This window comes from Corynebacterium argentoratense, from assembly GCF_021491455.1.
Lineage (GTDB): Bacteria > Actinomycetota > Actinomycetes > Mycobacteriales > Mycobacteriaceae > Corynebacterium > Corynebacterium argentoratense_A.
Genome location: NZ_JAKETN010000001.1, coordinates 358,773 through 371,473, shown reverse-complemented (window position 1 = coordinate 371,473; position 12,701 = coordinate 358,773). Strand labels below are relative to the sequence as shown.

The window sequence follows — 12,701 nt, the reverse complement described above, 5'->3', positions numbered from 1 at the left end:
ACCGTGCCCAACGTTGACCCAAGCCCCGCCCACGCCACGGCCCAGTCAATCAGACAAGAGACCATGCGTCGGGCGCAACTGCTTCTGTCTAAAGTTCAGGTGCCGTCAGGATGCGCTCTGGCAATCACGGGCTCCCTCGCCCGTGGGGAAATGAGCCCCCATAGTGATATTGACGTCAGCCTGATCATCCCAGAAGAGCAGGGTAGTGACTTCGACCAGGGGCAGCTGGAACAGCTGTGGTACCCCTTGTGGGACGGATCGTTTCGCGTCGATCATTCGGTACGCACCCCGTCGCAGTGCCTCGCCCTGGCAACCGAAGACCCCCTGGTGGCGTTAAGTTTGCTTGATGTTCGGACTGTAGCCGGCGATGCCGCGGTTGTAGCCCGCACGCGTGAGGCCGTGCTGAATCGATGGAGGGTTGATGTTGCACGCAACCTTGCCGCTATCGTTGACGTCGCGATATCCAGGTGGCGGCGTTCAGGATCGGTTGTTGCGATGACCAGGCCTGATATTAAAAATGGCCGCGGCGGGTTGCGCGATATCGAAATGCTTCGCGCTCTATCGTTGGGCCATGTGTGTGACATGCCGGATGTGGAACACCAACGGGCCTTGTTGCTGGACGTGAGGACGTGGCTCCATGAGGCGGCGCGCCGACGACGTGACATCCTCGACCCGGAATTCGCCGTCGACGTAGCCGAACACCTCGGGTTTACTGATCGTTACGAACTCACCGCTGCGGTGGCAGACGCCGGACGCACCATTGACGATGCTCTCAACACCGCTCTGGGCATTGCCCGTGCAGCACACAGTAGAAACTCGCCACGTAGCAGTCTACGAACGCCGCTTGATGTCGACGTTGTCGATGACCGCGGCGTCGTCACTTTAGCGAGAAATCCACGCCTATCCGACCCCGCTTTGGTGCTAAGGGTTGCAGCTGCTGCGGCGCGAACCCGTCAGCCGATCGCGGAACCAAGCCTGCGGAACTTAGCACGCCACCACATGCCCCTGCCTCAGCCGTGGCCGCGTGCCGCGGCAACGGACTTCTTCTCTGTGCTGTCCAACCCTTCGACCATTGAAGCGTTGGATAAGCACGGGTTGTGGGAACCGTTGGTTCCGGAGTGGGCGGGCATTAGGGGACTGATGCCTCGCGAGCCCTCACACGCCCACACCATCGATCACCATACGATCGTCACGCTTCAGGCGGCAGCGCAACGAAGCGTGCATGTGGCACGGCCTGATCTGTTGCTGCTGGCAGCCCTCTTCCACGACATTGGCAAGGGGCAGGGGCGGCCCCACGAGGTAGTGGGGGCGGAAGCTGTTGGCCGCATGGCGCGGCGCTTGGCCTTGGCGCCTCGCGACGTCAGCATTGTTCAAACCCTCGTGGCCGAGCACACTCTCTTGGCGCGACTAGCCAACCGTGCGGACCCCACGGCCGAATCTACGGTTGATGCGGTGTGCTCTGCCGTGCACTACGACAGGTTGACGCTCGACCTCCTTGAGGCGCTTGCCGAAGCTGATGCCCGATCAACGGGGCCTGGCGTGTGGAGTAGGAGCCTTGCGAATTCGGTGCGTACTGTCTGCGGCCTGGCGCGGGCACGCCTCAGCGACCTGCACCCCACGAAACCGTTCGTAGCGGCACCGTCTACCAGCGCAGACTTCCCCAAAGTAACGTGGAAGGGCGCTTACCTGCGCGAATCAGTCCGAATGCTGGCGTTGCTTGCAGCCCATGGCCACAACATCGAGAGCGCAAAATTAATCAATGACGCCGCGGGGGCGCGCGCGGAATTTATGGTGCGGCCGACTACCACCTCGCCACCAGCCGAGCAGGAATTCCTCCAGGCGTACAAGTCCGGGGTGTTTTCGATGCTGCCGGAGCTTAAGCCTGCACTGGTGTCCACGACCTGGTACGGCAATACGGTGGAGGTGCGAACGCTGGATCAGAAGGCTGCTTTTGGTGCGCTGCTCGGGGTGTTGCCTGATGTTTCTTGGGCAACGATGGAACGCACTGGTGCAACGATGATAGCCCGTTTCCACTTGGGTAACTGCGACCGCGCGCGTGTGGAGAAGGATGTCCAACGGGCCTTTGGTGGGGTAGCATGGACGGGTTAACTTGTGTCTACTAGGGAGTAAACGTGTTTGAGTCTCTTTCAGATCGCTTGACCGGAGCCCTCGGCGGCCTACGCGGGAAAGGCAAGCTTACCGAAGCGGACATCAACGCTACAGCCCGGGAAATCCGCCTCGCGCTGCTTGAGGCTGACGTTTCACTACCCGTGGTGCGTGCATTTATTAAACGCATCAAGGAACGTGCATTGGGTGCGGACGTTTCCGCAGCACTGAACCCCGCGCAGCAAGTAATCAAGATCGTTAATGAAGAACTCCAGCAGATCCTCGGCGGGGAGACTGAGCGGCTTCGTCTCGCGAAGAATCCTCCGACGGTCATCATGCTTGCGGGCCTGCAGGGTGCAGGTAAAACCACTCTCGCCGGTAAGTTGTCTGCTTATCTAGCTAAGCAGGGTCATACTCCCATGTTGGTGGCCTGCGACTTGCAGCGACCGGGTGCGGTGCAGCAGCTTCAAATTGTTGCTGAGCGTGCAGGTGTCGCTTGCTTCGCTCCAGATCCTGGCACTGCTCTTGATAGTCATGATCATGTGATGGGCACCTCCCATGGTGACCCAGTTGAGGTTGCTCGGCGTGGTATCGATGAAGCCCGCCGCACCCAACACGACGTCGTCATCGTCGATACTGCAGGTCGTTTGGGCATTGATCAGGAGCTGATGACGCAGGCGCGTAATATTCGCGACGCCATCAACCCGGATGAAGTCCTGTTTGTCATCGACGCGATGATTGGTCAAGACGCTGTGTCCACCGCGGAGGCGTTCCGCGACGGAGTCGACTTCACTGGCGTGGTGCTGACGAAGCTTGATGGTGACGCCCGCGGTGGCGCGGCATTGTCTATTCGTGAGGTCACTGGCCGCCCGATCAAGTTTGCTTCTACGGGTGAGAAGCTTGAGGACTTTGACGTCTTCCACCCGGAGCGCATGGCTAGCCGTATCCTCGGCATGGGCGACGTACTGACGCTGATCGAACAGGCCGAAGCCAAGATTGATCAGCAAGAGGCTATGGCCTCGGCGACCAAGATGTTCTCTGGGGAACTGACCCTTGATGACTTCCTGAATCAGATGCAGATGATCCGCCGCATGGGGCCGCTGGGGAATTTGCTGAAAATGCTGCCTGGCGGCAAGCAGATGAGCCAAATGGCAGACATGGTCGATGAAAAACAACTCGACCGCATTCAGGCGATCATCCGAGGCATGACGCCGGAAGAGCGCGCAAATCCAAGCATCCTGAATGCCTCTCGCCGTAAGCGTATCGCTAACGGTTCAGGTGTTACTGTGGCGGACGTTAACCAATTGGTTAAACGTTTCGAAGACGCCAAGAAGATGATGGGGCAGATGACCGGCCAATTCCAAGGCCGTTCTGCTACCAAGAAGAAGCCCAAGGGCCGCAAGGGTAAAAACGGCAAGCGTAAGCCCGCTAAGGGCCGTGGGCCTAGCCGCGGTCCGGCAATGCCGAATATCCCCGGTATGCCCAATATGGCGGAGCTGCAGAAGCTGCAGGAGAACGCCGGAGGGCTGGGAGCCTCGGATGAGGGAATGCAGGGAATGCCTAGCGTCGAAGAACTAGAAAAGATGCAAAAACAGCTAGGTAAAGGCCTGCCAGGAATGGGCGGTTTAGGTGGTTTCCCAGGCATGCCGGGCATGGGCGGCTTCGGTAAAAAGTAGTAGCTACTTAGCAGGTTTGTCGCCCGTGGGGGTGCCCGCCGCCTAGGCATTTTGTCTGGGGTAGGTACCCGCCCGCTACTCTCTTAGAGTTTTGTTGAAGATTCTCTTCACCTAAGTGAGTTTTATTAATTAACCGTCGTACGGGCACAACCATGTCCTCGATCCTTACGATCGCCCTGTGCACTAGCATCACCCCCGCTGCAGCACTGGACGTAAACACCGACCCGGCTACTGCCCACCACACGTGCCTCATCGAACCGGGGCCACAAGACATCACCCTGACAGGACAATATCGCGACGCCATGCGTGCCGCCAGTGCGGAAGCCACGAAAACCTGCGCGGAATGTTCCCCGAGCAGCAAGACATCTTCGACAGGGCTGACAGTGAGCCCGACTCTCGCGAAGAACTAGCTTTCGAACTGTTCCTGCACATTGAGGCGCTAGATTTCACCATCGAAGATGCCACTGCTTTTCTTGACAGCGAGTTCCTCTACCGCGAAGCTCTTCCAGGGCTCGAGCGTTTAACCAGCACATCGAACACGACCGGTCGCTACACCAAGCAAGAGGCCCTTGATAAATCTGCACTTCGGCAGTAACGCCTACCTTGATTGCGTCGACCAACTAAACACCGCTGAAGACGCTGACGAACAAGCGGCTAAAAAGGCTGCCGCAAAGCTTGCCGATCTGGATCAGCGACTGAAGCGCGCCCAGGAAGCCAAGGAAGAGGCGGAGCAGAAGGCTAAGGAAGCCCAGGAAGCCAAGTCCGCTGCGGAAGAAGCAGCGCGTAATGCCTCGGCACAGGCGACTGAACTGCAGCGTCAGATCGACGAATTTAAGAGCAAGGACAGCGGCGACAATGAAGGCAATACTGGCTCCTCTCATGGGGGCGTCATTGCGCTCGTCTTGGGGCTGCTTGGTCTGCTTGGCGGGTTGGCAGCATTCATCTTGCCGATGCTGAACCGCTAGAGGCGTCCATAAACTGAATCGCATTCGCGCCTGGGTGCGGTTATCTGCTAACATCCATCAGGTTGTCTTATCTGCCGTGATCGCTCTGTGATAGCGGCAGGGACATCATTAAGATTTTGTGCGCATCCGCGCAACCTGCGCTACATCGTCATCGACTACGGTCGACCGGTGGTCACACGCAGGGTAAACATCAAGGGTTGAACCGGCCTGCATTAGTAGGTGCCTGTACTGCCCAGTGACCAGAAGAAGGAGCCATAATGGCTGTCAAGATTAAGTTGCAGCGTCTCGGTAAGATTCGCACCCCTGAATACCGCATCGTTGTTGCCGATGCCCGTACCCGTCGTTCCGGCAAGGTCATCGAGAACCTGGGCATCTACCAGCCCAAGAACGATCCCTCCGTGATCAAGGTTGATTCCGATCGCGTCCAGTACTGGCTGGGCGTTGGCGCACAGCCGACCGAACCTGTCGAGGCTATCTTGAAGGTTACTGGCGACTGGCAGAAGTTCAAGGGCCTCGAAGGTGCAGAGGGCACCCTGAAGGTTGCTGAGCCCAAGCCCTCCAAGCTTGACTTGTTCAACGCTGCTCTGTCTGAGGCTGCTGAAGGCCCCACTGCTGAGGCAATTACCGAGAAGCGTCGCAAGGCTAAGGAAGAAGCTAAGAAGAAGGCTGAAGAAGAGGTCAAGGCTGAGGACGCTGCCGAAGAGGCTAGCGAAGCTGCTGAGACCGCAGAGGCTTCTGAAGAAGCTGCTGAGTAAGAACTCTAAGCATATTGCTTGAAATAGTTAAGGCGCGGCCCCATGGAAAACCATGGGGCCGCGCCTTTTGTTCTACTAACTTGAATTGCTAGCTACTTTAGACCTTGGGGACTCCGTTACGCTAATGGCCGGCGTCTGACCCAGGGGTGTTCAGCGAAAGCATCGCGGACTGCTTGATCGGGTACAAATCGATCCTTTGCGCGTAGACCTTGGCTACCTAAAACAGCTTCGCGGATGACCGCCGGGGGCGCGCTGTAAAACGATGAGCACCAGGGTGGATTAGCCTCGACAACTACGTAACGGCCATCGGAAATGCGGGCAGTGTCTATGACACAAACCTCGTGGCCCAGCTCCTCTGCTGCTTCTAGCGCAATTTGATGATGCTGAGCATCAGCAGCAGTGGAGTGATGTAGCCAACCAAGGGGCGGAAAGGGGCTGGCTTCATAAAAGCCACGATGGATCGGGCAATAATGAACAGCGGGAAAGCCGTTACCGCGATGGTTGCATTGCGGTCATTAGCTGGGGTGTGTTCGGAGGCTTGTTGTCCAGGGGCGTGTGTATCGATCAGTGACATGGCGTGTGTGGTCTTCCTGTTGGCACTTTTTGAAGTGCTTCTGCTTGCGGCGCCATGGGGTGGGGCACATGTGATTAGTGCGTGGGTGTTCGCCCACACAGAATCTCATATATTGGACGCCTTGTCTCAAAAAGCATCCGTGTGGGGGTGCTGTAAGCTCATACCTCATGGAAGAACTGCTCATCGGCAAGGTCATCAAATCCCACGGTATCAAGGGGGAAGTGGCGGTCGACCCCACAACGGACGAGCCCGGGCGTCGTTTTGCCGTCGGCACCGTCGTTCACGGCACCCAAGGTCCCAAAGAACACGAACTGCGCATCGACGCAGTACGCCCCCACAAAGGCAGGCTACTGATCATGTTCGAAGGTATTACCGACCGAACAACAGCAGACGGCCTCCGAGGGACCCACTTCTTCGCCCCACCATTAGAAAATGAAGACGACGAAGAAGGCTTCTACGATCACGAGCTCGAAGGACTTGCCGTAATTCACGATGGACAACGTATCGGCGAAGTTGCCGGAGTCATGCACGGCCCCGCCGGCGAAATCCTCGAAGTGGAGCTGAGCGGAGGAAAGCAAGCCCTCATTCCCTTCGTGCACGCTATCGTCCCCGACGTCAACCTTGACGAACAAACCATCACCATCACCCCACCCGATGGACTGCTGGACCTCTAATGCGTATTGATGTCGTCACCATCTTCCCCGAATATCTAGAGCCACTGCGCCATGCACTTCTAGGTAAAGCCATTGAACAGGGGCTTATCTCTGTCGGCGTTCACGACCTACGCCAATGGGCCAGTGGTGCCCACCGCGCTGTCGACGATTCCCCGTGCGGCGGCGGGCCGGGAATGGTCATGCTGCCCACAGTGTGGGGCTCAGCGCTTGATGACGTCGCGGAAGGCAGCCTCGAAGCAAGCTTGAGCTCCGCACAACCACATGCGGACAAGCCACGCCACGACGACCTGCAACCAAGCAGCTTCAGTGGATACACGCACGCCGAGAATACGGACTCTGATGACACTGATGACCGCCCGCTGCTCGTAGTACCCACACCCACGGGCACCCCCTTCACCCAAGAAACTGCACAAAGGTGGTCGCGGGAGCGACACGTAGTGTTCGCCTGCGGCAGATATGAAGGCATCGACAGCCGAGTGATCACGGATGCTGCCAAACGCTACAAAGTTGAAGAGGTAAGCATCGGAGACTACGTCCTCATCGGGGGCGAAGTAGCCACACTGGTAATGGCCGAAGCCGTCGTGCGACTGATCCCGGGAGTGCTCGGCAACGCGTCGAGCCACCTCGAAGACAGCTTCTCCGACGGGCTCCTCGAAGGCCCCAGCTACACCAAGCCCCGACACTGGCGCGGTCACAGCGTTCCAGACATCTTGTTCAGCGGTGACCACAACGCCATAGCCCGCTGGCGCCGCGACCAGTCCCTAGCGTTGACCGCCGCACGTCGCCCCGATCTGCTCGACGCCGCACGCCAACGCGGTGACTTGAGCGAGCGCGACGAGCAAGCCTTAGACCTCCGCGACGTCATCATTGAAATCCAAATACTTATCGACCCCAAGCAACTCAAAGGCCTCACAAAAGACCTGCCCGCGCGCCTAGCCAAAGACAACATCTTCTTCGCCACGGTCACCACAGAGGAAATTAGCCAAGCTTGCCAAGCCGACAACATGCTCATAGCAGCATACGAACAACAACACGGCCACCCCCCCGCAACACAACGCACCATACAGCTCTACGTCCATGCGCGAACAACCCTCGATGACGCCGCGTGCACCCGCGCCCTAGCCAACAAACTGCCCGAAGGCACGCAATGGTACGGAACCACCCGCCACGCCTAAACAGCCGCCCATTACAATAAGGCGAATGATTCAAGCTCGACTCGCGCAAGAACTCGCAATCACCCCCGAGCAAGTAAAGGCCACGGTTGCGCTTCTGGATGAAGGAAACACCGTCCCCTTCATCGCCCGCTATCGCAAAGAAATCACAGGGGGTCTCGACGACACACAGCTGCGGCAACTTGAAGAACGCCTGGGCTACATGCGCGAACTCGAAGAGCGCAAAAAGACCATACTGGCAGCCATCGAAGAGCAAGGGAAACTTACCGACGAGCTCGCCGCACTCATCAAGGAATGCGACACAAAAGCACGGCTCGAAGACCTCTACCTGCCATTCAAAAAACACCGGAAAACCAAAGCCGACGCCGCGCGCGAAGCCGGCCTAGAGCCCCTCCTTGAGCAGCTCCTCGCCAATGAAGGCGAACCCGACAACCTCGCTGCAAACTACCTCAACGAATCAGTTAGCGACACTAAAAGTGCACTTGAGGGGGCCCGGGCCATCCTCATCGACCGCTTCGCCACCAACGCTGACCTCGTCGGGGCCGTCCGCGAGCACATGTACACCCACGGCAGCATGCGCGCAGAACCATCCCGCGACGTCAACACTTCCGACCCCGGCGAAGCCGCAAAATTCAAAGACTACTTCGAATTCAGCGAACCTTTCCGCACCTTGCCATCCCACCGCATCCTGGCCCTGCTGCGCGGTGAAAAAGAAGGGGCACTAGCACTGACCCTCGACGCAGGGCCTGATGACATCTACGAACAGATGATCCGCGACACCCTGGACAGCGAGGCGACCCCATGGGTCAACGATGCCATCCACTGGGGTTGGAAAACCAAACTCTACGTATCCAGCGCGCTTGACGTCCGCATGCGTCTGAAAGAAACCGCGGAACAAGGCGCGCTCGAAGTATTCGCCACCAACCTCAAAGACGTGCTTCTCGCTGCCCCCGCAGGCCAAAGGGCAACAATGGGCCTTGACCCTGGTTACCGCAACGGCGTGAAGGTGGCAGTCGTCGACTCCACTGGCAAAGTCATGGCTACCACCATCGTCTACCCGCACCAACCCCAAAATCGCTGGAAGCAGGCGGTGGACGAACTCACGGCCCTAGCTAATGCACACAAGGTTGAGTTGATAGCCATTGGTAATGGCACTGCATCCCGCGAATCCGAGAAACTGGCGCGGGAAGTCTCCAAAGCTGCCCACGACAACCCGACATGCGTCGTCGTCAGCGAATCGGGAGCATCTGTGTACTCGGCGTCAGAACTCGCTGCCGCTGAGTTCCCATCCATGGATGTTTCACTACGCGGAGCCGTGTCGATCGCGCGCCGTCTGCAGGACCCGTTGGCTGAGCTGGTCAAGATTGATCCGAAATCGATCGGGGTAGGGCAGTACCAGCACGACGTCAACCAGACACAGCTCGCCCGCACCCTTGACGCCGTAGTCGAGGATGCCGTCAACGCGGTGGGAGTGGATGCCAATACAGCATCTGTTCCGCTGTTGACGCGGGTCGCCGGAGTCACGCCAACGCTAGCGTCGAACATTGTGGCCTACCGCGACGAGCATGGCGCTTTTGCCACGCGTAAGGAACTCGGCAAGGTACCCAGGTTGGGGCCGAAAGCGTTCGAGCAGTGTGCAGGCTTCCTGCGGGTGTCGGGCGAGGAACCTCTTGACGCATCCGCAGTGCACCCAGAGTCCTACCCGGTGGTGCGGCAGATGTGTTCGGCTTCAGGCTTGGGTGTGCGGGAGTTGATCGGAAATACTCGCGTGCTCAACGCATTGAAGCCTTCGGATTTTGTGAGCGAGACGGTGGGCGAACCGACGGTCGTCGACATTATCCGGGAACTGGATAAGCCAGGCCGTGACCCCCGCCCAGAGTTTAAGACTGCGTCCTTCAGCGAGGGAATTGAGAAGATCAGCGACCTTGCCCCGGGCATGGTGCTTGAAGGCACGGTAACGAACGTGGCCGCTTTTGGTGCATTTGTCGACATTGGGGTGCACCAGGACGGGTTGGTGCACATTTCAGCGATGGCGAACCACTATGTGTCCGACCCGCGCGAAGTGGTGCGTTCCGGAGACATCGTGCGTGTCAAGGTGGTCGACGTCGATGAATCTCGAAAGCGCATCGGATTGAGCATGCGTTTGGATGATGACGTCGCGTCGGGTGCGCGCTCCAAGCCTAGTCACGGTGGTGATGCTGGTTCATCAGCCGGAGGTGGTTCTCGGCAGAAGCAGCGCAGTGGTGCGCGGCGTCAAAAATCATCGGCAGAGCGAGGGGGCGCGTTGGCGGACGCGCTGCGCAGAGCCGGTCTTGGCTGAGCCGGCTGAAGTATGCAATAATCGTCAGGTTGACTCCCGGGCTTAGATGTTCGGGTGGCAGCCTACATGGCACGGATATGAACCGGCCGAGCGTCCTTCGGAAAGTGCCGCCAGGTTCCTCTTTCCTCTAACAATAAGGATTTTTAATGAACATTCTTGATTCTGTCGATGCAGCACAGTTGCGCGATGATATTCCGGATTTCCGTCCCGGCGATACCCTTAACGTTCACGTGAAGGTTATCGAAGGTGACAAGTCCCGTGTGCAGGTCTTCAAAGGTGTCGTAATCCGTCGCCAGAATGGCGGCATTCGCGAGACCTTCACCGTCCGCAAGGTTTCCTTCGGTATCGGTGTCGAGCGTACCTTCCCGGTGCACTCTCCCAACATCGATCACATCGAGGTCGTCTCCCGCGGTAAGGTTCGCCGTGCGAAGCTCTACTACCTGCGTGAGCTGCGCGGTAAGGCTGCCAAGATTAAGGAAAAGCGCTAAAAGCTGCGTGCTTAGAGCGCGAGTGTATTGACGCGTGCTCGGCCCCGTCACTTTGTGGTTATTGCAATCACCTAGTGGCGGGTTTTCTTTTGTGGCAACTTTGTTCTTTATTTAGGAAACACCAATCGGCACGGGCGCTATTTACCCTAGGGTTACCCCCGGTGTCTACCGGGAAGCAGCTTCCTTTAGTCTCTTGACCTGCGTGTTTATATTTGGCGTCTCGATGGACATTTTGTAGATATGTCATATTTTGTGATTGTCGGCACAAAGTCTTGAGTGCTTTTAGTGTTTCTTAAGGATCTCGGTATACTCACAGGTGCAAGGTTTCCTTTCGGGCCTTGCAGGCAGGTCCCGATGGCCTGTTGAATGTGGAGATAGTGGGATCTATGAAAATAGATCAAATCATCAGAGGTTTGTGGTGACCCTCTGGTGGCTGAAGGCCCCGGCTTAGCCGGGGCCTTCAGTTTTTTCGCATAGCGGTTACCTAGGGGAGGGGCCACCGCCGAAAGCTGGGTAGGATGTGATTCATGGATTTGCTCCGCCGCCGTAGCGCACACGATTCCACAGCTGCCTCTGCTCCCAAGCAGAAGAAGGAAAAGAAGCAACTGCCCTGGTATATCGACATCCCAATGGTTGTCATCACGGTCCTGATTTGCGCACTGTTTATTCAGACGTTCATTGGGCGGCTCTACGTTATTCCCTCCGGATCCATGGAGCCTACCTTGCACGGCTGTAGTGGCTGTGAAGGTGACCGGATTTTCGTCGACAAGATCACGTACCATCTCCGTGACCCTAAACCAGGAGATGTCGTTGTTTTTAAAGGCCCGGACTCCTGGAACGGTAGCTTCATCACCAACCGCAGCTCTAACCCGCTAGTGCGTGGATTACAAAACGTCGGATCCTACGTCGGATTCGTTGCACCCGATGAAAACGACCTTGTTAAGCGCATCGTAGCCACGGGAGGACAAACCATCCAATGCCTCGATGGAGATAAAGGCGTCACCGTTGATGGGCATGTCATCGACTCTTCCTACACCCTCACCCCGCATCAAAATCCGATCGATCCGTCCACTGGGTCCGAGGCCTGCGGTGGTCCGTATTTCGGACCCATCACCGTCCCTGAAGGCAACGTCTTCGTCATGGGGGATAACCGAACCAACTCCGCTGATTCGCGCTACCACCTTGGCGATGAATACCAAGGCACCGTTCCTGAAGACTTAATCATCGGTAAGGTTGACGCCCGCGTACTTCCGCTTAGCCGCATCGGCGGAGTAAAGAGCTACGACATCCAGAACTAGTGCGAACGCTCAAACACTTACGCACCTACGAGGTCTCACTCCAACGAGCCGGCCTAGGACCAGTCGCCGGGGTCGACGAAGCAGGACGTGGGGCATGTGCCGGGCCGATCAGCATCGCAGCGTGCATCTTGCCGCCCCAGCCGATAACAGAGTTGGAACGGCTGACGGACTCAAAGAAGCTCAGCCCGCGCACCAGGGCGGAGCTGTTCCCACTTATACAACAGCACGCTGTGGCATGGAGCATCATCACAATCAACGCCAAAGACATCGACCACTACGGCATTCAGCACGCCAACATCTCGGGGATGCGCAGAGCAGTAGCCACGCTATCCCACACACCCGGATACGTTCTGAGCGATGCGATGAAAATACCAGGTCTACGCAGCCCCCACCTACCAATAATCGGTGGGGATGCCTCCAGTCGCTGTATCGCCGCGGCCAGCGTGCTCGCGAAACATTCACGCGACGTCATTATGGAGCAATTGGATGGCACCCATCCAGGCTACGGTTTAGCGGCTCACAAAGGTTACGGGACCAAGGTGCACATGGACGCGGTGCGCCGCCTCGGGGGGACTCCCGAACATCGTTATAGTTATGCCAATGTGGCACGAGCGCACGCAGATTGGCAGCGTGCTACAACACAGCAACAACACAACTGACGAAAAGGTGTGAG

General features: G+C 57.8%; 12 protein-coding genes and 1 pseudogene. 11 read left to right on the top strand and 2 right to left on the bottom strand.

Going from position 1 to position 12,701, the window contains the following annotated elements:
* The first annotated feature begins 3 nt into the window (after positions 1 to 3).
* The 5 genes from L1C91_RS01710 (at position 4) to rpsP (ending at position 5,502) form a co-directional block, all read left to right on the top strand.
* On the top strand, positions 4 to 2,109 hold the full coding sequence (locus tag L1C91_RS01710; RefSeq protein WP_328219566.1) for a [protein-PII] uridylyltransferase: 2,106 nt from the start codon (positions 4 to 6) through the stop codon (positions 2,107 to 2,109).
* 23 nt (positions 2,110 to 2,132) lie between these two features.
* Entirely contained in the window at positions 2,133 to 3,782 is a 1,650-nt protein-coding gene (gene ffh, locus L1C91_RS01705) for a signal recognition particle protein (RefSeq protein WP_020976505.1), read from the top strand.
* Positions 3,783 to 4,125: 343 nt separating this feature from the next.
* The gene (locus tag L1C91_RS01700) at positions 4,126 to 4,377 is read left to right on the top strand and encodes a hypothetical protein (protein ID WP_234857702.1); all 252 of its coding nucleotides are present in this window, start codon (positions 4,126 to 4,128) and stop codon (positions 4,375 to 4,377) included.
* A complete protein-coding gene (locus L1C91_RS01695) occupies positions 4,352 to 4,747 on the top strand; it encodes a hypothetical protein (protein ID WP_234857701.1) in 396 nt (131 codons plus the stop codon). Before L1C91_RS01700 ends, L1C91_RS01695 begins: the two co-directional genes overlap by 26 nt.
* A gap of 257 nt (positions 4,748 to 5,004) precedes the next feature.
* Positions 5,005 to 5,502: a 30S ribosomal protein S16 gene (gene rpsP / locus L1C91_RS01690; RefSeq protein WP_046204615.1), complete on the top strand. Its 498-nt coding sequence runs from the start codon at positions 5,005 to 5,007 to the stop codon at positions 5,500 to 5,502.
* A gap of 116 nt (positions 5,503 to 5,618) precedes the next feature.
* Here the strand turns inward: rpsP and L1C91_RS09540 are convergent, their stop codons facing one another.
* A complete protein-coding gene (locus L1C91_RS09540) occupies positions 5,619 to 5,852 on the bottom strand; it encodes an ATP-grasp domain-containing protein (protein WP_419178693.1) in 234 nt (77 codons plus the stop codon).
* 14 nt (positions 5,853 to 5,866) lie between these two features.
* Positions 5,867 to 6,076, bottom strand: a complete 210-nt coding sequence (locus tag L1C91_RS01685; RefSeq protein WP_234857700.1) for a hypothetical protein — start codon at positions 6,074 to 6,076, stop codon at positions 5,867 to 5,869.
* A 167-nt stretch (positions 6,077 to 6,243) separates the two neighbouring features.
* Here L1C91_RS01685 and rimM point away from each other — a divergent pair, with 167 nt between their 5' ends.
* From rimM to L1C91_RS01655, 6 genes and pseudogenes are all read left to right on the top strand, one after another.
* Complete coding sequence (rimM, locus tag L1C91_RS01680) at positions 6,244 to 6,750, top strand: ribosome maturation factor RimM (RefSeq protein ID WP_234857699.1); 507 nt, start codon at positions 6,244 to 6,246, stop codon at positions 6,748 to 6,750.
* Positions 6,750 to 7,601 (top strand): annotated as a pseudogene (gene trmD / locus L1C91_RS01675) (tRNA (guanosine(37)-N1)-methyltransferase TrmD); the annotation flags it as partial. The gene rimM and the pseudogene trmD, both read left to right, overlap by 1 nt.
* Before the next feature lie 349 nt (positions 7,602 to 7,950).
* The gene (locus tag L1C91_RS01670) at positions 7,951 to 10,242 is read left to right on the top strand and encodes a Tex family protein (RefSeq protein ID WP_234857697.1); all 2,292 of its coding nucleotides are present in this window, start codon (positions 7,951 to 7,953) and stop codon (positions 10,240 to 10,242) included.
* 146 nt (positions 10,243 to 10,388) lie between these two features.
* Positions 10,389 to 10,730 carry a 50S ribosomal protein L19 gene (rplS, locus tag L1C91_RS01665; protein WP_020976497.1) on the top strand — a complete coding sequence of 114 codons (342 nt, stop codon included), beginning with the start codon at positions 10,389 to 10,391 and terminating at the stop codon, positions 10,728 to 10,730.
* Between the two features lie 527 nt (positions 10,731 to 11,257).
* Complete coding sequence (gene lepB / locus L1C91_RS01660) at positions 11,258 to 12,028, top strand: signal peptidase I (RefSeq protein ID WP_234857696.1); 771 nt, start codon at positions 11,258 to 11,260, stop codon at positions 12,026 to 12,028.
* Entirely contained in the window at positions 12,028 to 12,687 is a 660-nt protein-coding gene (locus L1C91_RS01655; protein WP_234857695.1) for a ribonuclease HII, read from the top strand. The genes lepB and L1C91_RS01655 overlap by 1 nt, the downstream gene beginning before the upstream one ends.
* The last annotated feature ends 14 nt before the right edge of the window (positions 12,688 to 12,701 follow it).

What these genes read in the sequence shown, in the direction of transcription:
- L1C91_RS01700 (WP_234857702.1), top strand. Translation starts at nt 4,126, where the DNA reads ATGTTCCCCGAGCAGCAAGACATCTTCGACAGGGCTGACAGTGAGCCC.
- rpsP (WP_046204615.1), top strand. Translation starts at nt 5,005, where the DNA reads ATGGCTGTCAAGATTAAGTTGCAGCGTCTCGGTAAGATTCGCACCCCT.
- L1C91_RS01685 (WP_234857700.1), bottom strand. Translation starts at nt 6,076, where the DNA reads ATGTCACTGATCGATACACACGCCCCTGGACAACAAGCCTCCGAACAC.
- rimM (WP_234857699.1), top strand. Translation starts at nt 6,244, where the DNA reads ATGGAAGAACTGCTCATCGGCAAGGTCATCAAATCCCACGGTATCAAG.
- L1C91_RS01670 (WP_234857697.1), top strand. Translation starts at nt 7,951, where the DNA reads ATGATTCAAGCTCGACTCGCGCAAGAACTCGCAATCACCCCCGAGCAA.
- rplS (WP_020976497.1), top strand. Translation starts at nt 10,389, where the DNA reads ATGAACATTCTTGATTCTGTCGATGCAGCACAGTTGCGCGATGATATT.
- lepB (WP_234857696.1), top strand. Translation starts at nt 11,258, where the DNA reads ATGGATTTGCTCCGCCGCCGTAGCGCACACGATTCCACAGCTGCCTCT.